The organism is Massilia haematophila, assembly GCF_042647645.1.
Taxonomy (GTDB): Bacteria; Pseudomonadota; Gammaproteobacteria; order Burkholderiales; family Burkholderiaceae_D; genus Telluria; species Telluria haematophila.
The window spans coordinates 635,816-657,918 of the sequence record NZ_JBHRVV010000001.1 but is presented as its reverse complement, the minus strand read 5'-3'; the positions used below and the strand labels follow the sequence as shown (position 1 = coordinate 657,918).

Here is a 22,103-nt window from a genome sequence, read left to right as displayed (position 1 = left end):
GCGCAAGCGCCGCGGCTGGAGCGGTATGGGCATGACGCGACTCGAGCGCCAACTCGGCGGCAACACGGCCCAGGACCGGAAGGACATCGCCGCCGCCGCGGCTGTCCCTCGCGGCCGGCTCTACCGCCAGGACATGGCCGACATCAGCAGCGCAGCACCGGCGCCCAAGAGCCCGGATCCCGACAAGAACAAATAAACATTCACACAACCAGGCGAGAGAACATGGACACCACGAACAACAGCGAGAACAAACAGCGGCGCGCCGAAGACCGCAAGCCGAACGAGACCATAAACTGGGAGGCGCCGGGCGCGCCTGCAGTTCCGGTCGACGCCGGCCGCACCAAGCCAGCCAACGCCGGCGCTGCCGTAGCGGTGTTCGAGGGCTATGACGGCGACACGCTCGCCCCGGTGTTCAAGCTGTTGGGCAAGGTCCAGCCTGGCGAGAAGCTGTACCTCGCCGGCGCCGACGATGCCGCTACCTCGGGCGATGCCCCGACCCACGCCCGCGACATGTTGATCGCTGAAGCGGTGCGCAACGAGTGCCTGTCCGCTGCGCACGAAGCAGACCCGAAGCACGAGATCCGCCGCATCGACCTGAAATCCGTGGTCGCCCGCATCGAGCGCGCCGCAGCTCCTGCACCGACCGAACGCCGAGGCTGCACCTCCTGCGAGTGGGAAGGCGAAACCGACCGCATGTGCGGCAGCGTCGGCCCGCTCTGCCCTGCGTGTGGCGACACCACCGAGGCTCTTGCCGCCTCTCCTGCTACCGCATCGGGCGATGAACTGCCGGACAATCTCGACTACCTGCTCGAATACATTCCGAGCGGCGCCGCGCGCCAGGAAGCGAAGCGCAAGATCGAAGAATGGGTCCGCGCCGCAGTATCTGTCGCCACCAAGCCGACCGCCGACCTGAGCGGACTCGAAGTGTTCAAGAACGCCGACGACCAATCGTACATGGTGCGCTTGTCGGACGTTCAATCCCTTCTCGCCACCAAGCCAGCCGCACAGGCGTTTCTCGCCGCCGAGTTACCTGCCGCCGAGCCGGTCTATCGATTGTCGGATATCGCCACCAAGCCAGCAGCAGCGCCGGCAGTGCCGGAAGGCTGGAAGCTGGTGCCGGTCGAGCCGACCGAAGCAATGGTTCACGCAGCCGAGGATTTGCCCGCGCCGCGCATGTTCGGCAAGGTCTACCGCGCGATGCTCGCCGCTGCTCCTGCCGCCTCCACTATTGGAGCGGCACAGACTGCCGAACAGGAGAAGAGCGGAGGTGCAAAGTGAACCTTGCAACCGGAGCGGCACTGACCGCTGAAACGTTCGACGATTTCGTGCAGCGCCTGCGGCATCACGTGCGCGGCGAAGGTGTGGACTGGCACAGCACGGCTGACGCACTGTTCACCGTCCAGGCCCGCCGCATCACGTTCGGCATTGACCGCGACTACACGGACAAATGGGCCGTCTACGTCGACGAAAGCATGTACTTCAGCGTGCTGGACTACTGGGGCGATCAGAGTGAAGAGCAGCGTGCACGCCTGCACCGGCTGGCCCAAGAGCAAAGCAGCTGCGGCTTCCTGGCACTCAGCGAACAGGATCAGTGGGACATCCTGGCCGAACTGCCAGAGCACACCGTGTCCGGCTGGGACGAGCGCTGGGAGATCGTGAACTCGCACCTCACGAAGGAGGCGGCCGAGGCATTCATTCGACGGAAGAAGCATGACTACCGCGATGGCCTGCGCATCTACGTCGAGGCGCAAGTCTACTGCTGGGAATTCAACACCATTATCGCCGGGCTGCTCGACGGCAAAATCAAATTCGGGGACTGACCCATGAACACCACCCTCACGAACGACCAGATCACCGCAGGCGCAGCCGTAATGGCATGGACACCGGTGACAAAGCCGGGCCAAGTCCGAGTCGGCGACAAGCTGCGCTTCACTATCGGCGACAAACACTATAGCCAGCGAGCCAAGCTGATCCTGCATGCCGGAAAGGAAGACGAGGAAGTCATCTACGACAAGGGCCGCAACTTCTACTTCATCACCAAGTGCGTCCTGTCGGGCTTCAGCAATCACAAAAATGTTGAAGTGCTCCAGCCTGTCGCCCCATCCCCGCAGATAGCGGAGAAGGTGGAACTGCCGCCTCTGCCTGAAATGCTGGGCGCTGCTGACATGGGCGCGGTGCTGGATACGCCCGAGGATTGGGACGCCGACTATCGCGCCACCTGGCGGAATTTGCAGATTGCCGAATGCAACAAACGCCAATGGCGCGCCTACGCACTGCAACTGCGCGACGCTATCGCCGCATCCCGCCGTGCTGCTGGGGGCATGGTGCGCAACGGCAAGCAGGAAGGTATAGAGCGCACTGCCGCATGCGCTGCCATGTGGGTTGAAGCCGAGGCAGTGCCGCTTGTGCCGATCTGGTCACCTGTCGCCGCACGCGAGCTGGACGTAGAGGCCGAGCGCCGGGAGTTCGAGGCGGAGTGCAAGGACGACTACGAGAACATGGGTGGCGAATACGCCGGTCCTGGCAAAGATGGCTGGTATTACTGGAGCGACGAGACCGCCGCCGCTTGGGACGGCTGGCTCAAACGCGCCGCTCGCAGCGCCGCTCAATCCACTGCACCAGCACCGGCTAAGGAACTGACGCCGTTTCAGATGTGGGACGCGGCTGTTGCAGAGAATGGCGCAATCGAAGAGCGCGGCGCACAGGTGCTGGTCATCGAAACGCCCGGCGCGCTTGCCGACGTGTTCAAAGCCATCCTTGCCGCCCAAGGCACCCAGGCCGAGAGCGCGCCAGTGGAAGCAGATCCGCCGCTGCGCAACGAATGGCACCGCCGCAATCGTCCGTGGACCGATTACCTGGAAGGCACGAAGGCGCGCGAAAGCTGGGCGGGCGGCGGATTCTGGCAAAAGACATCACGCGGCTGGCGTTGGCACCTCGGCGGCACGTTTCCCACGCCCGGCGCAGCCGATGAAGTGTTATTGCCCTCGGATTCCCCTAATTCGCCGGTAGGCGGGAAAGACTGATATGAACCAAGAATTCGACATCGCCGCGCACTTGGCGGCACTGAGCGACGATGCACTGATCGCTGCCGCGAAGGAGGCGCAAGCCGATATGGCGCAGGCGGCGCGCGAGGCGCCTGATTCCGAGCGCCATAGCGAATGCTTCGCGGGCCTGATGATCTGCGGGCTGGAAATGCAAAAGCGCGGCCTTCGCATGGCCACGCTCCACTAAGGAGGCAGCATGACCGACATCGAGCAGTTGGACGAAGATCAGCTTGAAGTCCTCATCGAACGCGCCCGCGCTCGCCAGAAGAAGATCCAAGAGTCGGGGTGGGTCAAGCTGTGGGTAGTCAGCATCGGCTGGGCGAACGTCGCATGGTTCGGAATCGATGACTATGAGGCGGCGGTTGCGCGAGCGTGCGACGAGGTGAAGAAGTCGGCTGCAAGGCCGGGCGCACCGAAGCACATCGAAATGGAACTGAAGATGGATCGCTATCGTCCTGAAGAAGCCGCGGAATTGCTGAGGCGGCGGTCAGCGGCAACGGACGAGAATTCGAAATAGATGACCGGCCGCATAGGCGGCTAGAGCATGGAGGAATGAGAGATGAGCGATATGTTTCTCAGCGCAGATGAGATTTCGAGTATGACGGAACGCGTGCAGCGCGCGGCGCAAGCCAAAGTCCTGCGTTCGATGGGAATAGAATTTCGGCAGCGGCCCGACGGCAGCCTGGCGATCGCCCGAGCACATGTCGAGAAGATGTTCGGCTGTGCCGCCGACAAACACAAGAAGACCCGCGAATTTACACCGAACTGGAATAGCCTGAATGCCTAGGAAACGCAGAAAAGAAAATGTCGGGCTGCCGGCGCGCTGGGTGGCGGAACATGGCGCCTACTACTACCAGGTGCCGCGCGGCCTGGAGGATCAGTGGGATGGAAAGCGCAAGTTCCGGCTCGGTGCCAGCCTGCCGGAGGCGTATGCCGAGTGGGCCCGGCGGCTGGGCCAGGTCGACGGCGCCAAGACCATCGGCGCCCTCCTCGACCGCTACGCCCTCGAGGTGGTCCCTACGAAGAACGCGCGCACCCAGGTGGAGAACAATCGCGCCCTGCGGAACCTGAAGGCTGTTTTCGGAGAGGCGCCGTTGACCTGGATGAAGCCCCAGCACGTCTACCAGTATGCCGACAAGCGGCGCGCGACACCGGTCGCGGCGAACCGGGCAATCGACGTGTTGTCGCACGCGTTCACCAAGGCGGTCGAATGGGGATATATCGACCGCCACCCATTCAAGGGAGAGGTGCGGCTCGCCGGCGAGAAGCCGCGCGATCGCTACATCGAGGACTGGGAAGTCGTGGAGTGCCTGGCACTGGAGAGCAAGCGGAAGAAGGGAAGCGTGCTCGTGCTCCAGGCTTATATCCGCCTCAAGCTTTTGACCGGGCTGCGCCGCGGCGACATCCTGCGGCTGACCAGTGCCGACCTGCAGGAGGATGGAATCCATGTAACGCCACGCAAGACCGAGCACAGCAGCGGAAAGCGGATCATCTACGAGTGGTCACCCGAGCTGCGCCAGGCGGTCGAGGTCGCAAAGGACGTGCGCCCGGTCGACATCGCGCCCTGGCTCTTCTGCACCCGCAAGGGCGAGTGCTACTACGACGAGGCCAAAGGCACGGCCAGCGGCTGGGATTCAATGTGGCAGCGCTTCATGGAGCGCGTACTCAAAGAAACGAAGGTAAAGGAGCGCTTCACAGAGCACGACCTACGTGCCAAGTGCGCCAGCGACGCAGAGACCCTAGAGCATGCACGCGCCCTGCTCGCTCACGCCGACAGCCAGGTCACCCAGCGGGTTTATCGCCGCCTGCCGGAGCGGGTCCAGCCGGGAAAAATCCGCGTTTGAATAACGCAACCCTGTTTGAGTAACGCAGCGCCTAGTTTTTTGGCAAAGCTAGGCGTTTACAAGCTGTTGAATAGGTTGCTATTTTTGGCCTGCCCAGCTGGGTTCGAACCAGCGACCCTCAGCTTAGAAGGCTGATGCTCTATCCAACTGAGCTATGGGCAGTATGTGCCTGGCCGAACAGCCGGGCGGAATGACGGAACGAAAGCGGGCCGTCGACAAAGACGGCCCGCCTGTAAAGCCTGTGGTCGGAGTACAAGGATTCGAACCTTGGACCCCCTGGTCCCAAACCAGGTGCGCTACCGGGCTGCGCCACACTCCGATTGGGACCGATCATACCCCTCCGGACGTGGCGCGTCAATGCAAGGACGAGGCCCTGCACCCTGCTGATTGCCTTATGCAGCCAGCTTGTCGGCCAGCTTGTCGGCGATCCTGCGTGCCATGCGCTCGGCCAGTTCCGCTTCCTTGGCCTCGACCATCACGCGGATCAGGGGTTCGGTGCCCGAAGCGCGGATCAGGACACGGCCGGCGTCGCCCAGCTCGCGCTCGACGGCTTCCTTCTCGGCCACCAGGCCCTGATCCTGGGTCCAGTCGAAGCCTGCCGGCACGCGCTTGTTGATCAGGGTTTGCGGATACAGCTTCAGTTCGCCGCAGCATTCCTGCAGCGACTTGTTGCTGCGCTTCAGCGCGGACAGGACCTGCAGCGCCGAGACGATGCCGTCGCCGGTGCTGTGCTTGTCGAGCGCCAGCAGGTGGCCCGAGCCTTCGCCGCCCAGGATCCAGCCACGCTCCTGCATCACTTCGAGCACGTAGCGGTCGCCGACCTTGGCGCGCGCAAAGCCCACGCCCATTTCCTTGAGCGCCACTTCCAGCGCCATGTTGGTCATCAGGGTGCCGACGGCGCCGGCCACTTCGCCGGTGGCCATGCGGTCGCGCACCATCAGGTAGAGCAGCTCGTCGCCGTTGTAGACGCGGCCAGTGGCGTCGACCATGATCAGGCGGTCGGCGTCGCCGTCGAGCGCGATGCCGAGGTCGGCCTTGTGCTCGACCACGGCCTGCGACAGCGCCTTCGGCGAGGTGGCGCCGAATCCGGCGTTGATGTTGAAGCCGTCCGGGGTCGCGCCGATCGAGACCACTTCGGCGCCCAGTTCGTGGAACACGTGCGGCGCGATGTTGTAGGCGGCGCCGTGGGCGCTGTCGACGACGATCTTCAGGCCGCGCAGGTCCAGTTCGTTCGGGAAGGTGCTCTTGCAGAATTCAATGTAGCGGCCCTGGGCATCGCGCAGGCGGGTCGCGCGGCCCAGTTTGTCCGAAGAAACGCAGTCCATCGGCTGGTCGATCGCTTCCTCGATGGACAGCTCGACGCTGTCCGGCAGCTTGGTGCCATGTTCCGAGAAGAACTTGATGCCGTTGTCCTGGAAGGGATTGTGCGAGGCCGAGATCACCACGCCGGCCTGCAGGCGCAGGGCGCGGGTCAGGTAGGCGATCGCCGGGGTCGGCATCGGGCCGGCCAGCATCACGTCGACGCCGGCAGCCGAGAAACCGGCTTCGAGCGCGGCTTCCAGCATGTAGCCGGAAATACGGGTGTCCTTGCCGATCAGGACAGTCGGGCGGGTACCGGCGGCGTAATCCTTGGCCAGCACCTTGCCGGCGGCGTAGCCGAGGCGCATCACGAAATCGGGCGTGATCGGCGCCACGCCGACTTCGCCACGAACGCCATCGGTACCAAAATATTTGCGTGCCATGCTTCTTCTCTTTCTTGTGGGGTCAATCGATGGTCGCCGCGCGCCATACCTTCAGCGCGTCGACGGTTTCTGCAACATCATGCACTCGTACAATTTTAGCGCCATGCGCAAAAGCAGCCAACGCGCCTGCCAGGCTGCCGGCCATGCGCTCCTCGACCGGGCGTCCGGTGACCGTGCCGATCATCGACTTGCGCGACAGGCCGATCAGCACCGGCAGGCCGAGCTCGTCGGCAATACGCTGGGTACTGCGCAGCAGCACATAGTTGTGCTCGACGGTCTTGCCGAAGCCCAGGCCAGGGTCGACGCAGATGCGTTCACGGTCGACGCCAGCGGCGACCAGTGCGTCGACGCGCTCGCGCAGGAAGTCGATCACTTCGCGCACCACGTCCGTGTAGACAGGCTGGGCCTGCATGTCCTGGGGCGTGCCCTGCATGTGCATCACGCACAGGCCGCAGTCGCTGTCGACGACGGCCTCGATCGCGCCGGGAGCGCGGAACCCGTTGATGTCGTTGATCATGTCGGCGCCGGCGATGATCGCCTCGCGCATCACCTCCGGCTTGCAGGTGTCGACCGACAGCGGCTTGCCGACTTCCTGCAGCGCGTACAGCGCCGGCATCACACGCGCCAGCTCGTCTTCGACGGACACGCTGGGAGAACCGGGCCGGGTCGATTCGCCGCCGATGTCGATCAGGTCGACGCCGCTGGCGACCATATCCTCGGCACGCGAGACAGCGAACTCGAGCGATTGATAACGCCCGCCATCGGAGAATGAGTCAGGGGTGACGTTCAGGATGCCCATGACGAGAGGACGGCGCCCCAGCTCGAAACGGAAGCGGCCACATTGCAGGAATTGACGCATAGGGAAAGTAGAGGTCGTTAACGCGCAAAAGGCATCCAAGGGGATGCCTTTTGCGCAGGTTGTTACTAGATGATCAATTTAAGCTGATCGATATACCAAGCGATCAAGCCGGCGCCGTCGCGTTGGTGGCGACGCCGCCCGAACCGCTGTCGCCAGGCGGCGTGCGCTTGGTCAGCAGGCCGGCCTTCGGCGGGCGCGGCTCGCGGCCGGCCATGATGTCGTTGATCTGCTCGGCATCGATGGTTTCCCAGTCGAGCAGCGCCTTGGTCATCATTTCGACCTTGTCGCGGTTCTCTTCCAGCAGGCGGCGCGAGAGCGCGTACTGGGTGTCGAGGATCGCGCGGATCTCGGCGTCGACCTTCTGCTGCGTCGCTTCCGAGATGGTCTTGGTGGCGCCGCCGAAGAAGCCTTCGTTCTCGCTGTCCTCGTAGACCATCACGCCCATGCTCTCGGACATGCCGAAGCGGGTCACCATCGAACGGGCCAGCTTGGTGGCGCGGGCGAAGTCGTTCGAGGCGCCGGTCGACATCTGGCCGACGAAGATCTCTTCGGCGATACGGCCACCGAACAGGATGGAGATTTCTTCCAGCATCTTGTCCTTGTAGCCCGACAGGTTGTCGTGCTCAGGCAGCTGCCAGGTCAGGCCCAGCGCATAGCCACGCGGCATGATGGTGACCTTGTGCACCGGGTCTGCCTTCGGCAGGAGCTTGGCCACCACTGCGTGGCCGGACTCGTGGTAAGCCGTGTTGCGGCGTTCCTCTTCGCGCATGACCATCGACTTGCGCTCCGGACCCATGTAGATCTTGTCCTTCGCGTCCTCGAAGTCGCCCATCTCGACCAGGCGCTTGTTGCGGCGCGCGGCGAACAGTGCGGCTTCGTTGACCAGGTTGGCGAGGTCGGCGCCCGAGAAGCCCGGGGTACCGCGCGCCAGGATGTCGGCCTTGACGTCGGCGCCGATCGGCACCTTGCGCATGTGCACGTTCAGGATCTGTTCGCGGCCGCGGATGTCCGGCAGGCCCACCATCACCTGGCGGTCGAAACGGCCCGGACGCAGCAGGGCCTTGTCCAGCACGTCGGCGCGGTTGGTCGCGGCGATCACGATCACGCCCGAGGTGGCTTCGAAGCCGTCCATCTCGACCAGCAGCTGGTTCAGGGTCTGTTCGCGCTCGTCGTTGCCGCCGCCCATGCCGGCGCCGCGGTGACGGCCGACCGCGTCGATCTCGTCGATGAAGATGATGCACGGCGAGTGCTTCTTCGCGTTCTCGAACATGTCGCGCACGCGGGATGCGCCGACGCCGACGAACATCTCGACGAAGTCGGAGCCCGAGATCGAGAAGAACGGCACTTTCGCTTCGCCGGCAATCGCACGCGCCAGCAGGGTCTTACCGGTACCCGGAGGACCGACCATCAGCACGCCGCGCGGGATGCGGCCGCCCAGCTTCTGGAACTTGGTCGGGTCTTTCAGGAAGTCGACGATCTCGCTGACTTCCTCCTTCGCTTCGTCGCAACCGGCGACGTCGGCGAAGGTAACGCTGTTGTTCGTTTCATCGAGCATGCGGGCTTTCGACTTGCCAAACGAGAAAGCCCCGCCCTTGCCGCCGCCCTGCATCTGGCGCATGAAGAAGACCCAGACGCCGATCAGGAGCAGCATCGGGAACCAGGAGATGAAGACCTGCTGGAGGAAGGAAGGCTCCTCGGGCGGCTTCACGTCGAAGCGCACGCCGTTCTCGCGCAGGTCGCCGATCAGGCCGCGGTCGAGCATGGTCGCGGTGGCGCGGACCTTGGTGTCGTCGGTACGGGTAGCGGTGATGTTCGCCCCTTCGATCACGACATCCTTCACGCGGCGCGCCTTCACATCGTCGAGCAGCTCGGAATAAGCGATGGTCTTGCTGCCGCCAGCAGGGCTATGGTTGTCGAACTGCTTGAACAGCATGAACAACAGCAGCGCGACCACCACCCAGATGGCAGATTTGGAAAACATATTATTCACGAAAACTCCTTCGATGCGAATCGCACCAATTGCAATGTGAGATTTGCCGATTTTACCTGCAATAAGCAGGCCGTGCTACGCACAGGCCCCATGATGCCATATTGCCACCTTTTACAGTTCCATGCGGCACGACTACGCGGTTCGCGCGTACCGAACGGAGCTTCACGGCGTGCATGTGCGGTTGCGATCTCAAATATCAAGGGTCGGATCGCCTGAAACCAACGATTTATATTCCACTGGATTCTTCAGACCACGTCCGAGCAGGAAGATTTCCGACGACTTGTCGCGACTTGCCTTCGGCTTGATCTGCTTGACCGTCTTGAACTCCGTGCGGAACTTCTCGACGATCTGGGTGAACCCCATATCCTTGAAGCACTTCACCAACAATGCGCCGCCCGGCTTCAGATGCATTTGAGAAAACTCAATCGCGAGATCGATCAGGTGTTCCATCCGGGCAGCGTCCGCCGTCGGAATCCCGGACAGATTCGGGGCCATGTCGGACAACACCAGATCGGCGCGGTGTCCCTCCAGAACAACAGCCAGCTGGTCGAGCACCTCGTCCTCGCGGAAGTCGCCCTGGATGTAATGGACGTCGGCAATCGGCTCCATCGGCAGGAGGTCCAGGCCGATGATGGTGCCGTTGATGCCCCCGCCTTCCTTGCCGGCCAGCTTGCGCCGGGTGTACTGCGCCCAGCTGCCCGGGGTGCAGCCGAGGTCGACGATGACCTGCCCCGGCTTGATGAGTTTCTCGCTTTCGTCGATTTCCTTGAGCTTGAAGGCGGCGCGGGCACGGTAGCCTTCTTTCTGCGCCAGCTTGACGTACGGATCGTTAATATGGTCGTGCAACCAGTTTTTGTTTAATTTGTTCTTGGCCATTCGCGTAGAATACTGCTTTTATAGGTACATCCAAAAATTATTATGCTTAAACTCACTCCGGCCGAGCGCAGCGCGCTGCGCGCCGAAGCCCATGGGCTCAATCCTGTTGTCATGATCGGCGAAGCCGGCCTGACCGAGTCCGTCATGAAGGAAATCGCGACCAGTCTCGACGCCCATGGCCTGATCAAGGTCCGCGTGTTCGGCGACGATCGCGAAGCACGCGTCGCCATGTACGAGCAGATCTGCGCAGAGCTCGACGCGGCGCCGGTCCAGCACATCGGCAAGCTGCTGGTGCTGTACCGCCCGAAGAAGGAAGCCGTCAAGGAACGGAGCAGCAAGGCCGGCAAGGGCATGCGCGAAGTCACCATCGTCAAGGCCAGCGCCAGCGGCACCAAGAAGCCGAGCGTGACCAAGGTTATGCTCAAGGGCAACGAGCGCGTCACCGCGGGCGGCAACATCAAGCGCGCCAAGCCGCGCCAAGCCAGCACCAAGAAATCGGCGCTGAACAAGTAAAAAGAAACCGGGGTCTCCCCGGTTTTTTTTCGTCGGCGATCTGTCCGCAATGTAGGGTGGGCACTCCGTGCCCACGCGTTACGCACGTATCCATCCTCGTTGGCATTTGCCTGTCGCCCGCGACGCATCCGAAAACCGGCGCCCCATGCGGCACGGCTTTGCTCGACGTTTGCGGGCGAATCGTTGAGGCCAATAGTGCAAGGAGACGCACGTCGCGCGTGGGCACGGGGTGCCCACCCTACGGTCGACATTACGGGCAATGCGCGTTCAACGGCTCTTCACCAGCAGCACCGCCGCGAGAATACTCTCGATCAGGTGAAACAGCTGCGACACCCCATGCATGATGGCGAACTTCGTCCACAGCGGCGAGGCACGGATTCCTTCAGGGCCAGCGGCTTCGCGCATCGCGGCCATCGCCGGCTGCAGGCCCACATACATCACCAGCGCACAGGCCAGCATCGCCAGCACCAGCAGGTTCAGGAAGCGCTTGCGCCCTGCTGCGAGATCCGGCGAAAACCGGACCAGCACCAGCATCAGCGCCGCGCAGGCAAAGCTGATCCAGGCCAGGCGATGCAGGAAAGCGCCGACGATGTCGCCGGCGTTCGTGCCCGAGGCGATGGAAAACACCGCCGGCGCGGCCACGTAGCCCAGCACCCACAGGGCGCCGGCCCACAGCGCCGCCACAAGCAGGCGCGCAGCTGGCAAGCGGGCAGCGATCGCTGTCATCAGACGTAGCGCACTTCCAGGATTTCGTATTCGCGCGGGCCGGACGGGGCCTGCACTTCGACCACGTCGCCGGCGTACTTGCCGATGAGGGCGCGCGCGATCGGCGAGGTGACCGAGATCTTGTTCAACTTCAGGTCGGCTTCGTCGATGCCGACGATCTGGTAGCTCACCTTCTGGCCGTTTTCCAGGTCTTCCAGGTCGACGGTCGCGGCAAAGACCACGCGGCCTTCGGCGTCCAGGGTCGCCGGGTCGATGATCTGGGCGGCGCTCAGCTTGCCTTCGAGTTCGGCGATGCGGCCTTCGACGAAAGCCTGGCGCTCCTTGGCGGCGTCGTACTCGGCGTTCTCCGACAGGTCGCCGTGCGAGCGCGCTTCGGCGATCGCGTCGATGACGATGCGGCGTTCCTTGGTCTTGAGCTGATGCAGTTCCTCCTTCAGGAGTTCGGCGCCGTATTTGGTGAGCGGTACGGAAGTGTTCATATCAATTCGTTTCTGCTGACTGAAAACCAGGGTTTTCCGGTTGTTTGTGGACGTACAAGTGAAAACCACAGAGGCGCGCGACGCAAGCCGCGCGAGCTCTGTGGTTTGACGGGTACTCGCAGTACTACTTCTTGATGCTTAGTTTAAGGTGTTATGCAGGCCTTGTAAATCGTAGACCTTCAGTTCGTTCAGGTGACGCATGCCCTGGATCGCGGCCTCGGCGCCGGCGATCGTGGTGTAGGTCACCGCGCGCGCGGCCAGGGCCGAGGTGCGGATGGTGCGCGAGTCGGCGATCGCACTGCGCTTTTCCTCGACCGTGTTGATGACCATCTCGATCTCGTGGTTCTTGATCATGTCGACCACGTGCGGACGGCCCTCGATCACCTTGTTCACCGCGGTGACCGGCAGGCCGGCGGCCTCGATCACGGCCGCGGTGCCCTTCGTCGCCACCAGCGAGAAGCCCAGTGCGACCAGGTCGCGCGCCACTTTCACGGCGCGCGGCTTGTCCGAGCCCTTCACCGACAGGAAGACCTTGCCCGACTCCGGCAGCTTGATGCCGGCGCCCAGCTGCGACTTCACGAAAGCTTCGCCGAAGGTCTCGCCCACGCCCATCACTTCGCCGGTCGACTTCATTTCCGGGCCGAGGATGGTGTCGACGCCCGGGAACTTCACGAACGGGAACACGGCTTCCTTGACGCTGTAGAACGGCGGCGTCACTTCCTCCGTGATGCCCTGCTCCGCCAGCTTCTGGCCGACCATGCAGCGCGCCGCGACTTTCGCCAACTGGATGCCGGTGGCTTTCGACACGAACGGCACGGTACGCGAAGCGCGCGGGTTCACTTCCAGCACGAACACGGTGTCGACCGTCTTGCCGTCGACTTCCGATTGCTGGATCGCGAACTGCACGTTCATCAGGCCGACCACGTTCAGGCCCTTCGCCATCAGCGCGGTCTGGCGCTTCAGTTCGTCGATGGTCTCCGTCGAGAGCGAGTACGGCGGCAGCGAGCAGGCCGAGTCGCCCGAGTGCACGCCGGCCTGTTCGATGTGTTCCATCACGCCGCCGATGAAGGTGGTCTCGCCGTCCGAGATGCAGTCGACGTCGACTTCGATGGCGTCGTTCAGGAATCGGTCCAGCAGCACCGGCGAATCGTTCGAGACCTTGACCGCTTCGCGCATGTAGCGCTCGAGGTCGCGCTGCTCGTGGACGATCTCCATCGCGCGGCCGCCCAGCACGTACGAAGGACGCACCACCAGCGGGTAGCCGATTTCCTGGGCCAGTGCCAGGGCCTCGGTTTCGGTGCGCGCGGTGCGGTTCGGCGGCTGGCGCAGGTTCAGCTTCTGCAGCAGTTGCTGGAAGCGCTCGCGATCTTCGGCCGCGTCGATCATGTCCGGGCTGGTGCCGACGATCGGCACGCCGTTCGCCTCGAGGTCCAGCGCGAGTTTCAGCGGGGTCTGGCCGCCGTACTGCACGATCACGCCGACCGGCTTTTCCAGGTCGACGATTTCGAGCACGTCTTCCAGGGTCAGCGATTCGAAGTAGAGGCGGTCCGAGGTGTCGTAGTCGGTCGACACGGTCTCCGGATTGCAGTTGACCATGATGGTCTCGTAGCCGTCTTCGCGCATCGCGAGGGCCGCGTGGACGCAGCAGTAGTCGAACTCGATGCCCTGGCCGATGCGGTTCGGACCACCGCCCAGCACCATGATCTTTTTCTTGTCGGTCGGCGCCGCTTCGCATTCCTCGTCGTAGGTCGAGTACATGTAGGCGGTGTCGGTCGAGAATTCGGCGGCGCAGGTGTCGACGCGCTTGTAGACCGGACGGATGCCCAGCTCATGGCGGCGCTTGCGCACCTCGGCCTGCGTGGTGTGCATCAGGAAGGCCAGGCGCGCATCCGAGAAGCCCTTTTGCTTGAGCTTGTACAGGGTCGGCTTGTCGAGCGACTCCAGCGTCTGGTGGTCCAGCCACAGTTCGATGTCGACGATTTCCTTGATCTGGATGAGGAACCACGGATCGATCTTGGTCAGCGCGTGCACTTCTTCCAGCGTGAAGCCCTGGGCAAAGGCGTCGCCCACGTACCAGATGCGCTCAGGACCCGGCTCGCCCAGTTCCTCTTCGATGACTTCGCGGTCGCGCGTCTTCTCGTTCAGGCCGTCAACGCCGACTTCCAGGCCGCGCAGGGCCTTCTGGAAGGACTCCTGGAAGGTGCGGCCCATGGCCATGACTTCGCCGACCGACTTCATCTGAGTGGTCAGGTGCTTGTCGGCCGCCGGGAATTTTTCGAAGGCGAAGCGCGGGATCTTGGTGACGACGTAGTCGATCGACGGCTCGAACGAGGCCGGGGTCGCGCCGCCGGTGATCTCGTTGCGCAGTTCATCAAGGGTAAAACCAACAGCCAGTTTCGCCGCGACTTTCGCGATCGGGAAGCCAGTCGCCTTCGACGCCAGCGCCGAGGAACGCGACACGCGCGGGTTCATCTCGATGACGATCATGCGGCCGTCGTTCGGGTTGATCGCGAACTGCACGTTCGAGCCGCCGGTGTCGACGCCGATCTCGCGCAGGACGTTGATCGACGCGTTACGCATGATCTGGTATTCCTTGTCGGTCAGCGTCTGCGCCGGTGCGACCGTGATCGAGTCGCCGGTGTGCACGCCCATCGGATCCAGGTTTTCGATCGAGCAGATGATGATGCAGTTGTCGGCCTTGTCGCGCACGACTTCCATCTCGTACTCTTTCCAGCCCAGCAGCGACTCTTCGATCAGCAGTTCCGAGGTCGGCGAGGCTTCCAGGCCGCGCTTGCAGATCGATTCGAATTCTTCCTCGTTGTAGGCGATGCCACCGCCCGAACCGCCCATCGTGAAGGACGGACGGATGATGGTCGGGAAGCCCAGTTCGCGCTGCACGGCGCGCGCTTCGTCCATCGAGTGCGCCACGCCCGAGCGTGCCGAACCCAGGCCGATCTTGGTCATCGCGTCCTTGAACTTGGAGCGGTCCTCGGCCTTGTCGATGGCTTCCGGCGAGGCGCCGATCAGTTCGACGTTGTATTTTTCCAGGATGCCGTGGCGGTGCAGGTCGAGCGCGCAGTTCAGCGCGGTCTGGCCGCCCATGGTCGGCAGGATCGCGTCCGGCTTTTCCTTGGCGATGATGCGCTCGACGACCTTCCAGGTGATCGGCTCGATGTAGGTGACGTCGGCCATTTCCGGGTCGGTCATGATCGTCGCCGGATTGCTGTTTACCAGGATGACCTTGTAGCCTTCGTCGCGCAGGGCCTTGCACGCTTGTGCGCCGGAATAGTCGAACTCCGCGGCCTGGCCGATGACGATCGGGCCGGCGCCGATGATCAGGATGCTTTTGATATCACTACGCTTTGGCATTTAATTCTTCTCCTGGGCTTGCATCAGGCTGATGAAGCGGTCAAACAAGTAGGCAACGTCGGTCGGGCCGGGCGACGCTTCCGGGTGGCCCTGGAAGCAGAAGGCTGGCTTGTCGGTGCGGGCGAAGCCCTGCAGCGAGCCGTCGAACAGCGAGACGTGGGTCACGCGGCAATTCTTCGGCAGCGTGTCCGGATCGACCGCGAAGCCGTGGTTCTGCGAGGTGATCAGGACCTTCTTCGAATCCAGGTCCTGCACCGGGTGGTTGGCGCCGTGGTGGCCGAACTTCATCTTCATCGTCTTCGCACCGGACGCGAGCGCCATGATCTGGTGGCCCAGGCAGATGCCGAAGGTCGGGATGCCCTTCTCGATCAGCTCGGCCGTGGCCTTGATGGCGTAGTCGCAGGGTTCCGGGTCGCCCGGACCGTTGGCCAGGAAGATGCCGTCAGGGTTGAGCTTGAGTGCGTCTTCCGCGGTCGATTCCGCCGGCAGGACGGTGACCTTGCAGCCGCGCTCGGCCAGCATGCGCAGGATGTTGCGCTTGACGCCGTAGTCGAAGGCGACCACGTGGTATTGCGGGTTTTCCTGCTTGCCGAAGCCCTGGCCGAGCTTCCACTCGGTTTCGGTGAAGACATAAGGCTCCTTGACCGAGACGACTTTCGCCAGGTCCATGCCGGCCAGGCCGGGGAAGGAGCGGGCCAATTCCAGTGCCTGGCTTTCCGAAGGCTGGTTGCCCTGGGTGCCGGTCAGGATGGCGCCGGCCTGGGCGCCCTTCTCGCGCAGCAGGCGGGTCAGCTTGCGGGTATCGATGCCGGCGATTGCCACGACATTTTCGGCTTTCAGGTAATCCGACAGCGACTGGGTGGAACGGAAATTCGACGCCATCAGCGGCAGGTCGCGGATGATCAGGCCTGCGGCGTGGACTTTACCGGCTTCGACGTCGGCGCTGTTCACGCCGTAGTTGCCGATGTGCGGGTACGTCAGCGTGACGATCTGACGCGAGTAGCTGGGGTCGGTAAGGATTTCCTGGTAGCCCGTGATCGCGGTATTGAATACCACTTCACCGGTCGTGTGACCGGCGGCACCAATGGAATAACCTCGGAAAATCGTTCCGTCTGCAAGGGCCAGGATGGCTGGGACGGCTGGGCCAGAAAAAAATGGCGGCAAGGGTAACTCCCAATAAAGTTACCGTAGCTGCGCCACGTCAGACCGACATCCAAGGCCCACGGACGCGCGTCGCTGGTCCGAGTTGGAGGTCGTTTGGAATGAGGAATGGGAGGTAGGCGCTACGGCAAGTAAGTGAATGGCTAAACCCCCAAATTATAGCGCGTATCGAGTATGTCGGCAATGTACCGACGGATCGAAACGGGGCAAAATCGGGGTTTTTACTTACTGCAGAGCTGGGATTTTCCGGGATTCAACGGACTTGATGGGATGATGCGACGGTGAACGCGGTGCGGCGCCCCGACCGTCGCCTGAACGCGTGGGCGGCGGATTCGACAGGTCAATCAAGTAGGGTGGGCACGGAGTGCCCACCCTACGGCAGCCTCCGATATTACGAAGTAGCGACCAGCGCGGCAATGCCCGACTTGGCGATCTGCGCATCCTCGGTCGACTTCACGCCCGACACGCCGACCGCGCCGATCACGTGGCCGTCGACCACGACCGGCACGCCGCCTTCCAGCATGCCCTCGATCTCGGGCGCCGACAGGAAGGACACGCGGCCGTTGTTGATGATGTCTTCGTAGATCTTCGATTCGCGGCGGCCCAGTGCGGCGGTCTTCGCCTTTTGCGGGGCGATGTGGGCCGAGATCGGCGCCACGCCGTCCAGGCGCTGCAGCCACAGCAGGTGGCCGCCGTCGTCGACGATCGCGATCGTCACGGGCCAGTTGTTCTTGACGGCTTCGGCTTCGGCCGCGGCGGCGATGGTCTTCACGTCGTCCAGGGTCAGCATCGGTTTGGTCTGCATGAGTTTTCCTTATTGAGGTCTGAATAGTTATTGTTGCTGCTTCGCCTTGAGCTTGGCCTTGATCTGCGGCATGACCGCCGCCGCGGCCTGCTCGCCGGCGAGGATTGCCAGGTTGCGTCCGGCAAAGTCGGCGCTGCCCATCTTGCCCAGCGCCGGGGTGATGACGATGTCGGCTTCCTTCAGCTCGAAATGGTTGATGCGCTGGCCCATGATCGAAAAGGTCTGCATCAGGACGTCGAGCGAGCTGGCGGTGGCCTGGGTGTCGGCCTGGGTCGAGATGTTCACCGCGATGATGAAGTCGGCGCCCATTTCGCGCGTGAACTTCACCGGCACCGGCGCCACCAGGCCGCCGTCGACATAGGTCTTGGTCCCGATCTTCACCGGCTGGAACACGCTCGGCACCGAGGACGAGGCGCGCACGGCCAGGCCGGCATTGCCCTTGTTGAAGAGGATCGATTCGCCGGTCTTGAGGTCGGTCGCCACCGCGCCGAAGCGTTTCGGGAAGCGTTCCATCGGGACGTTGGCGACCGCCTTGTTGACGTAGTTCTGCAGGGCCTCGCCCTTGAGCACGCCCGGGGATTTCGAGAACAGCGGCAGCGCCCAGTCGGAAATCGTGGCCTCGTCCATCGTCATGGCGGTCTTTTGCAGCGCGAAGCCGTCGTAGCCGGAGGCGTACAGCGCGCCGACCACCGAACCGGCGCTGGTGCCGACCACGATCTCGGGCACGATGCCCTGGGCTTCCAGGGCCTTGATCACGCCGATGTGGGCAAAGCCGCGCGCCGCGCCGCCGCCCAGGGCCAGGCCGATGCGGACCTTCTTCGGTGGAGGCGGTTGTACGGCTACCGGGGTCGGAGGGGCTGGCGGGGTGCTGCCGCAGCCGGCCAGGACGAGCGCGCCGAGCGCGATGATGGAGGTACGTCGAGAGAACATGTGCGGGTCGAGAAAGACAATTCCCGATTGTACCGCGCAATGTGACGGGATGGATGAGGCGGGTTCTTGTAGGGTGGGTTCTTGAACCCACGCGGTTGTACCGATGCTTACCGCAAGGTCATCCGGAGACCGCCATCGACAATCGCTCGGTCGCAAGAGCCGCGTTAATGCGACCGCCGTACGGCGTGGGTTCAAGAACCCACCCTACGAGAACCGGCGCACGCCGGCGTCAACTCATCCCTGCAGCGAGGTATCCGGCAACGACGCGGTAAACGTACTTCCCTCCCCCGCCACCGAGCTGATCTTCAGCCTGCCGCCATGGCGCAGCAGCACGTGCTTGACGATCGCCAGCCCGAGGCCCGTGCCTTGCGTGTCGCGCGAGCGGCTCTTGTCGACGCGGTAGAAGCGTTCGGTCAGGCGCGCGATGTGCTGGGGGTCGATGCCGATGCCGGTGTCGCTCACCGCGAACTGCAGCTCGCCCTCGGCGCGGCGCCAGGACAGGGCGATGCGGCCGCCGTCGGGCGAATAGCGCACCGCGTTCGAGGCCAGGTTGGCAAACGCGCTGCGCAGCTCTTCGACGCTGCCCATCACGTCCGGGCCCTCGACCGACACCGCGATCTCGTGGCGCCCGTTCGACAGCGCCCGCGCCTCGCTCGCCACCGACTCGACCAGCGACTTGACGTCGACCCGTTCGCGGCGCAGCGGGAATTCGTCCGACTCCAGGCGCGAGAGCGTCAGCATGTCCTCGATCAGGCGCTGCATGCGCTGGCCCTGCTCGGTCATCAGCTTCAGGTGCGCTTCGCGGGTGGCGGCGTCCATGCAGGGGTCCGACATCGCGATTTCCAGGAAGCCGACGATCACGGTCAGCGGCGTGCGCAGCTCGTGCGAGGCGTTGGCGATGAAGTCGCGCCGCATCGCCTCGATGCGCTCGGCATCGGTGGCGTCGTGGGTGACCAGGATCTGGCGCCGGTTCTCGAACGGGATGATGCGGCATTCGATCTTGCGGCCGCGGAAGGACAGGGTCAGCGGCTGCTCGTAGCGGCCGAGGATGATGTAGTCGATGAAGTCGGGATGGCGCACCAGGTTGGTCACGCGCAGGCCCTTGTCGCGCTCCAGCGTCAGGCCCAGGTGGCGCTCGGCCGCCGGGTTGCACCATTCGAGGAAGAGCACGTCGTCCATGATGGCCACGCCTTCCGGCAGCAGGCGCATGGCCTGGCGGAAGCGCGCCAGCCATTCGGCCAGCTCCTCCTGGTTGCGCTCGTCCTCGCGGCGCAGGCGGTACAGGCGCGCGAAGACGTCGGTCCAGGCGCCCCAGCCGTCGGGCAGCCTGCCGGAATGCGGGTCGTCCAGCCACTGGCCCAGCTCCTGCAGGTAGCGCAGCTGCACCACCAGCGCCACCAGGGCGCCGGCCAGCGCCGCCGCCAGGGCCGCGACCAGCCCGCCCAGCCACCAGACCACGCCGGCGGCCACGAAGATGGAAGCCAGGCGCAGCAGCGCCGGCACCCAGAACAGCAGTTTGGGGTTCATCGGACCTTGTATGGATTATTTTTCCGAGAGCATATACCCGACGCTGCGCACGGTGCGGATCAGGCCCTCGGCGCCCTTCAGGGCTTTCCTCAGCCGCAGCACGTGCACGTCGACCGTGCGTTCCTCGATCACGGCGTGGTCGCCCCACACCTTGTCGAGCAGCTGGGCGCGCGAGAATACGCGCTCGCGGTGCGCCAGCAGGAACTTCAGCAGCTTGTATTCGGCGTTGCCGATGTCGATCTGGCTGCCCTCGATCGAGACCGTGCAGCTGGCCGGATCGAGCACCACGGCGCCGGCGCGCAGCGGGGCCTCGGCCAGGTGCGGGCTTTTCCGGCGCAGCAGCGCGCGCGCGCGCGCCAGCAGTTCGCGCGGCGAGAACGGCTTGGTGACATAGTCGTCGGCGCCGGTGTTCAGGCCGGCCAGCTTGTCCTCTTCCATGCTCTTTGCGGTCAGCATGATGACCGGGATGTCCTGGAAGTCGCGGTCGGCGCGCAGGCGCGCCAGCAGGCGCAGGCCGCTCTGGTCGGGCAGCATCCAGTCGAGCAGCAGCAGGTCGGGCTTGCCGTGGGCGATACTGTCCCAGGCCGCGGCGGTGGTGCCGACCGACCTGATCGTCCAGCCGGCCTCGCGCAGCGAGTAGCTCACCAGCTCGACGATCGCCGGCTCGTCCTCCACTACCAGTACGGTCGTATTGCTCATCCGGTCAGCCCTCGTGCGCCGCGGGTTTGCTGTGGCGGATGTCGCGCCCTTCGACCACGTAGATCACGTACTCGGCGATGTTCTTGGCATGGTCGCCGATGCGCTCGATGGCTTTCGCCACCCACAACGTGTCGAGCGCCGAGGAGATCGTGCGCGGATCTTCCATCATGAAGGTGATCAGGTTGCGCAGGATGGTGCGGAATTCGTGGTCGACGACTTCGTCGGCCGCGATGATCTGCAGCGCCTGCTTGCCGTCGAGGCGGGCGAAGGCGTCGAGGGCGTCGTGCAGCAGGTCGGAGGTGGCCTTGCCGATGCTGCGGATCATGTCGAAGTGGGCGAAGCCGGCGTTGCCGCGCGCGTGCAGGTTCTTGGCGGTGCGCGCGATCTTCGAGGACTCGTCGCCGATGCGTTCCAGGTCGGTGATCACCTTGATGGTCGCCATCACGGTGCGCAGGTCGTTGGCGGTCGGCTGGCGGCGCACGATCAGGTGGCTGCAGGCGTCGTCGAGCTGCACTTCGAGCTGGTTCACCGCATGGTCGTCGGCCATCACCTTGTCGGCCTTGGCCGGGTCGTCGACGCGGAAGCAGTTCAGCGCTTCCTCGAACTGGGTTTCCACCATGCCGCCCATCAGCAGGACCTTGGAGCGGATCGATTCCAGTTCCTGGTCGTACTGCTTTGAAGAATGCTCGCCAATCATTACTGCTCTCCCTGGTATGCGTTATTGTCCGGACCGTCGATCAACCGAAACGACCCGTGATGTAGTCTTGCGTCTCTTTCTTGCTCGGGTTCATGAACAGCTGGTCGGTCTCGCCGAATTCCACCAGTTCGCCCAGGTACATGTATGCAGTGTAATCGGAGCAGCGCGCCGCCTGCTGCATGTTGTGGGTCACGATCGTGATCGTGTAGTCCTGCTTCAGCTCGCTGATCAGTTCCTCGATCTTCGCGGTCGAGATCGGATCGAGCGCCGAGGTCGGCTCATCGAGCAGCAGCACGTCCGGCTTCACCGCCACGCCGCGCGCGATGCACAGGCGCTGCTGCTGGCCGCCGGACAGCGACAGGCCGCTCTTGCTCAGCTTGTCCTTCGCCTCTTCCCACAGCGCCGCCTTCTTCAGCGCCCACTCGACGCGCTCGTCCATCTCGCCCTTCGACAGGTTCTCGTAGAGGCGCACGCCGAAGGCGATATTGTCGTAGATCGACATCGGGAACGGGGTCGGCTTCTGGAACACCATGCCGATCTTGGCGCGCAGCATGTTCACGTCCACGCCCGGTGCGAGGATGTTGCGGCCGCGGTACATGATCGACCCTTCGGCGCGCTGCCCCGGATACAAATCGTACATGCGGTTCAGGGTGCGCAGCAGGGTCGACTTGCCGCAGCCGGAAGGGCCGATAAAGGCGGTCACCTGCTTCTCGTGGATGTCGAGCGAGACGTTCTTCAGGCTCTGGCTCTTGCCGTAGAAGAAATCCAGGTTCGAGATCTCGATCGTCTTGGTCTTGGCCGACGGCGTCGGCGTCGGGGTCGGGGTTGCCATAGCTTGGGTC

General features: G+C 63.8%; 23 protein-coding genes and 2 tRNA genes. 9 read left to right on the top strand and 16 right to left on the bottom strand.

Annotated elements, in window-relative coordinates; translation table 11 throughout:
* Nucleotides 1-31 precede the first annotated feature (31 nt).
* Genes ACFOPH_RS02935 through ACFOPH_RS02900 form a run of 8 tightly spaced genes read left to right on the top strand, consistent with a single transcriptional unit; the run spans nucleotide 32 to nucleotide 4,888 of the window.
* Entirely contained in the window at nucleotides 32-196 is a 165-nt protein-coding gene (locus ACFOPH_RS02935) for a hypothetical protein (protein ID WP_379733392.1), read from the top strand.
* A 26-nt stretch (nucleotides 197-222) separates the two neighbouring features.
* Nucleotides 223-1,278, top strand: coding sequence for a hypothetical protein (locus ACFOPH_RS02930; protein WP_379733389.1), 1,056 nt, complete (start codon nucleotides 223-225; stop codon nucleotides 1,276-1,278).
* The gene (locus ACFOPH_RS02925; protein ID WP_379733386.1) at nucleotides 1,275-1,820 is read left to right on the top strand and encodes a hypothetical protein; all 546 of its coding nucleotides are present in this window, start codon (nucleotides 1,275-1,277) and stop codon (nucleotides 1,818-1,820) included. Before ACFOPH_RS02930 ends, ACFOPH_RS02925 begins: the two co-directional genes overlap by 4 nt.
* Nucleotides 1,821-1,823: 3 nt before the next feature.
* Nucleotides 1,824-3,023, top strand: a complete 1,200-nt coding sequence (locus ACFOPH_RS02920; RefSeq protein WP_379733383.1) for a hypothetical protein — start codon at nucleotides 1,824-1,826, stop codon at nucleotides 3,021-3,023.
* A gap of 1 nt (nucleotide 3,024) precedes the next feature.
* Nucleotides 3,025-3,231 (top strand): hypothetical protein, encoded by a 207-nt coding sequence (locus tag ACFOPH_RS02915; RefSeq protein ID WP_379733380.1) that lies wholly within the window; start codon nucleotides 3,025-3,027, stop codon nucleotides 3,229-3,231.
* 9 nt (nucleotides 3,232-3,240) lie between these two features.
* A complete protein-coding gene (locus tag ACFOPH_RS02910) occupies nucleotides 3,241-3,561 on the top strand; it encodes a hypothetical protein (protein ID WP_312547632.1) in 321 nt (106 codons plus the stop codon).
* A 42-nt stretch (nucleotides 3,562-3,603) separates the two neighbouring features.
* Nucleotides 3,604-3,831, top strand: a complete 228-nt coding sequence (locus ACFOPH_RS02905) for a DUF4224 domain-containing protein (RefSeq protein ID WP_312547633.1) — start codon at nucleotides 3,604-3,606, stop codon at nucleotides 3,829-3,831.
* Nucleotides 3,824-4,888: a tyrosine-type recombinase/integrase gene (locus ACFOPH_RS02900; protein WP_312547634.1), complete on the top strand. Its 1,065-nt coding sequence runs from the start codon at nucleotides 3,824-3,826 to the stop codon at nucleotides 4,886-4,888. Before ACFOPH_RS02905 ends, ACFOPH_RS02900 begins: the two co-directional genes overlap by 8 nt.
* Before the next feature lie 85 nt (nucleotides 4,889-4,973).
* Here the strand turns inward: ACFOPH_RS02900 and ACFOPH_RS02895 are convergent.
* The 6 genes from ACFOPH_RS02895 to ACFOPH_RS02870 form a co-directional block, all read right to left on the bottom strand.
* Nucleotides 4,974-5,050 (bottom strand) — tRNA-Arg (locus tag ACFOPH_RS02895).
* A gap of 80 nt (nucleotides 5,051-5,130) precedes the next feature.
* Nucleotides 5,131-5,207, bottom strand: a tRNA-Pro gene (locus ACFOPH_RS02890).
* 73 nt (nucleotides 5,208-5,280) lie between these two features.
* Nucleotides 5,281-6,630 (bottom strand): phosphoglucosamine mutase, encoded by a 1,350-nt coding sequence (gene glmM, locus ACFOPH_RS02885; RefSeq protein WP_312547635.1) that lies wholly within the window; start codon nucleotides 6,628-6,630, stop codon nucleotides 5,281-5,283.
* Between the two features lie 22 nt (nucleotides 6,631-6,652).
* Nucleotides 6,653-7,489, bottom strand: a complete 837-nt coding sequence (gene folP, locus ACFOPH_RS02880; protein ID WP_312547636.1) for a dihydropteroate synthase — start codon at nucleotides 7,487-7,489, stop codon at nucleotides 6,653-6,655.
* 103 nt (nucleotides 7,490-7,592) lie between these two features.
* Nucleotides 7,593-9,479 carry an ATP-dependent zinc metalloprotease FtsH gene (gene ftsH, locus ACFOPH_RS02875; RefSeq protein ID WP_312547637.1) on the bottom strand — a complete coding sequence of 629 codons (1,887 nt, stop codon included), beginning with the start codon at nucleotides 9,477-9,479 and terminating at the stop codon, nucleotides 7,593-7,595.
* Between the two features lie 189 nt (nucleotides 9,480-9,668).
* Nucleotides 9,669-10,355 (bottom strand): RlmE family RNA methyltransferase, encoded by a 687-nt coding sequence (locus tag ACFOPH_RS02870; protein WP_379733374.1) that lies wholly within the window; start codon nucleotides 10,353-10,355, stop codon nucleotides 9,669-9,671.
* A gap of 42 nt (nucleotides 10,356-10,397) precedes the next feature.
* Here ACFOPH_RS02870 and yhbY point away from each other — a divergent pair, with 42 nt between their 5' ends.
* Entirely contained in the window at nucleotides 10,398-10,868 is a 471-nt protein-coding gene (gene yhbY / locus ACFOPH_RS02865) for a ribosome assembly RNA-binding protein YhbY (RefSeq protein WP_312547639.1), read from the top strand.
* A gap of 267 nt (nucleotides 10,869-11,135) precedes the next feature.
* On the opposite strand, the gene ACFOPH_RS02860 is transcribed toward yhbY, so the two are convergent.
* The 10 genes from ACFOPH_RS02860 to pstB all read right to left on the bottom strand — a co-directional run bounded on the left by ACFOPH_RS02860 (nucleotide 11,136) and on the right by pstB (nucleotide 22,093).
* A complete protein-coding gene (locus ACFOPH_RS02860; protein ID WP_379733370.1) occupies nucleotides 11,136-11,594 on the bottom strand; it encodes a DUF4149 domain-containing protein in 459 nt (152 codons plus the stop codon).
* Nucleotides 11,594-12,073 carry a transcription elongation factor GreA gene (greA, locus tag ACFOPH_RS02855; RefSeq protein ID WP_312547642.1) on the bottom strand — a complete coding sequence of 160 codons (480 nt, stop codon included), beginning with the start codon at nucleotides 12,071-12,073 and terminating at the stop codon, nucleotides 11,594-11,596. The genes ACFOPH_RS02860 and greA overlap by 1 nt, the downstream gene beginning before the upstream one ends.
* 138 nt (nucleotides 12,074-12,211) lie before the next feature.
* Nucleotides 12,212-15,442 (bottom strand): carbamoyl-phosphate synthase large subunit, encoded by a 3,231-nt coding sequence (gene carB / locus ACFOPH_RS02850; RefSeq protein WP_312547644.1) that lies wholly within the window; start codon nucleotides 15,440-15,442, stop codon nucleotides 12,212-12,214.
* Nucleotides 15,443-16,606, bottom strand: a complete 1,164-nt coding sequence (gene carA / locus ACFOPH_RS02845) for a glutamine-hydrolyzing carbamoyl-phosphate synthase small subunit (protein WP_379733365.1) — start codon at nucleotides 16,604-16,606, stop codon at nucleotides 15,443-15,445. It abuts the gene before it with no gap.
* 388 nt (nucleotides 16,607-16,994) lie between these two features.
* Nucleotides 16,995-17,408, bottom strand: coding sequence for a GlcG/HbpS family heme-binding protein (locus ACFOPH_RS02840; RefSeq protein WP_379733362.1), 414 nt, complete (start codon nucleotides 17,406-17,408; stop codon nucleotides 16,995-16,997).
* A gap of 27 nt (nucleotides 17,409-17,435) precedes the next feature.
* On the bottom strand, nucleotides 17,436-18,338 hold the full coding sequence (locus ACFOPH_RS02835; protein ID WP_312547650.1) for a patatin-like phospholipase family protein: 903 nt from the start codon (nucleotides 18,336-18,338) through the stop codon (nucleotides 17,436-17,438).
* 234 nt (nucleotides 18,339-18,572) lie between these two features.
* Entirely contained in the window at nucleotides 18,573-19,865 is a 1,293-nt protein-coding gene (phoR, locus tag ACFOPH_RS02830) for a phosphate regulon sensor histidine kinase PhoR (RefSeq protein WP_379733359.1), read from the bottom strand.
* A 15-nt stretch (nucleotides 19,866-19,880) separates the two neighbouring features.
* The gene (locus ACFOPH_RS02825) at nucleotides 19,881-20,564 is read right to left on the bottom strand and encodes a response regulator (RefSeq protein ID WP_379733356.1); all 684 of its coding nucleotides are present in this window, start codon (nucleotides 20,562-20,564) and stop codon (nucleotides 19,881-19,883) included.
* Nucleotides 20,565-20,568: 4 nt separating this feature from the next.
* Nucleotides 20,569-21,261: a phosphate signaling complex protein PhoU gene (phoU, locus tag ACFOPH_RS02820; RefSeq protein ID WP_379733353.1), complete on the bottom strand. Its 693-nt coding sequence runs from the start codon at nucleotides 21,259-21,261 to the stop codon at nucleotides 20,569-20,571.
* A 40-nt stretch (nucleotides 21,262-21,301) separates the two neighbouring features.
* Complete coding sequence (gene pstB, locus ACFOPH_RS02815) at nucleotides 21,302-22,093, bottom strand: phosphate ABC transporter ATP-binding protein PstB (protein WP_379733350.1); 792 nt, start codon at nucleotides 22,091-22,093, stop codon at nucleotides 21,302-21,304.
* Nucleotides 22,094-22,103 lie beyond the last annotated feature (10 nt).

Excerpts from the sequence above, each read along its gene's own strand:
- ACFOPH_RS02935 (WP_379733392.1), top strand. The coding sequence starts at position 32 with ATGACGCGACTCGAGCGCCAACTCGGCGGCAACACGGCCCAGGACCGG.
- ACFOPH_RS02930 (WP_379733389.1), top strand. The coding sequence starts at position 223 with ATGGACACCACGAACAACAGCGAGAACAAACAGCGGCGCGCCGAAGAC.
- ACFOPH_RS02920 (WP_379733383.1), top strand. The coding sequence starts at position 1,824 with ATGAACACCACCCTCACGAACGACCAGATCACCGCAGGCGCAGCCGTA.
- ACFOPH_RS02915 (WP_379733380.1), top strand. The coding sequence starts at position 3,025 with ATGAACCAAGAATTCGACATCGCCGCGCACTTGGCGGCACTGAGCGAC.
- ACFOPH_RS02910 (WP_312547632.1), top strand. The coding sequence starts at position 3,241 with ATGACCGACATCGAGCAGTTGGACGAAGATCAGCTTGAAGTCCTCATC.
- ACFOPH_RS02905 (WP_312547633.1), top strand. The coding sequence starts at position 3,604 with ATGAGCGATATGTTTCTCAGCGCAGATGAGATTTCGAGTATGACGGAA.
- ACFOPH_RS02900 (WP_312547634.1), top strand. The coding sequence starts at position 3,824 with ATGCCTAGGAAACGCAGAAAAGAAAATGTCGGGCTGCCGGCGCGCTGG.
- glmM (WP_312547635.1), bottom strand. The coding sequence starts at position 6,630 with ATGGCACGCAAATATTTTGGTACCGATGGCGTTCGTGGCGAAGTCGGC.
- folP (WP_312547636.1), bottom strand. The coding sequence starts at position 7,489 with ATGCGTCAATTCCTGCAATGTGGCCGCTTCCGTTTCGAGCTGGGGCGC.
- ACFOPH_RS02870 (WP_379733374.1), bottom strand. The coding sequence starts at position 10,355 with ATGGCCAAGAACAAATTAAACAAAAACTGGTTGCACGACCATATTAAC.
- yhbY (WP_312547639.1), top strand. The coding sequence starts at position 10,398 with ATGCTTAAACTCACTCCGGCCGAGCGCAGCGCGCTGCGCGCCGAAGCC.
- ACFOPH_RS02860 (WP_379733370.1), bottom strand. The coding sequence starts at position 11,594 with ATGACAGCGATCGCTGCCCGCTTGCCAGCTGCGCGCCTGCTTGTGGCG.
- greA (WP_312547642.1), bottom strand. The coding sequence starts at position 12,073 with ATGAACACTTCCGTACCGCTCACCAAATACGGCGCCGAACTCCTGAAG.
- carB (WP_312547644.1), bottom strand. The coding sequence starts at position 15,442 with ATGCCAAAGCGTAGTGATATCAAAAGCATCCTGATCATCGGCGCCGGC.
- ACFOPH_RS02840 (WP_379733362.1), bottom strand. The coding sequence starts at position 17,408 with ATGCAGACCAAACCGATGCTGACCCTGGACGACGTGAAGACCATCGCC.
- ACFOPH_RS02835 (WP_312547650.1), bottom strand. The coding sequence starts at position 18,338 with ATGTTCTCTCGACGTACCTCCATCATCGCGCTCGGCGCGCTCGTCCTG.
- phoR (WP_379733359.1), bottom strand. The coding sequence starts at position 19,865 with ATGAACCCCAAACTGCTGTTCTGGGTGCCGGCGCTGCTGCGCCTGGCT.
- ACFOPH_RS02825 (WP_379733356.1), bottom strand. The coding sequence starts at position 20,564 with ATGAGCAATACGACCGTACTGGTAGTGGAGGACGAGCCGGCGATCGTC.
- phoU (WP_379733353.1), bottom strand. The coding sequence starts at position 21,261 with ATGATTGGCGAGCATTCTTCAAAGCAGTACGACCAGGAACTGGAATCG.
- pstB (WP_379733350.1), bottom strand. The coding sequence starts at position 22,093 with ATGGCAACCCCGACCCCGACGCCGACGCCGTCGGCCAAGACCAAGACG.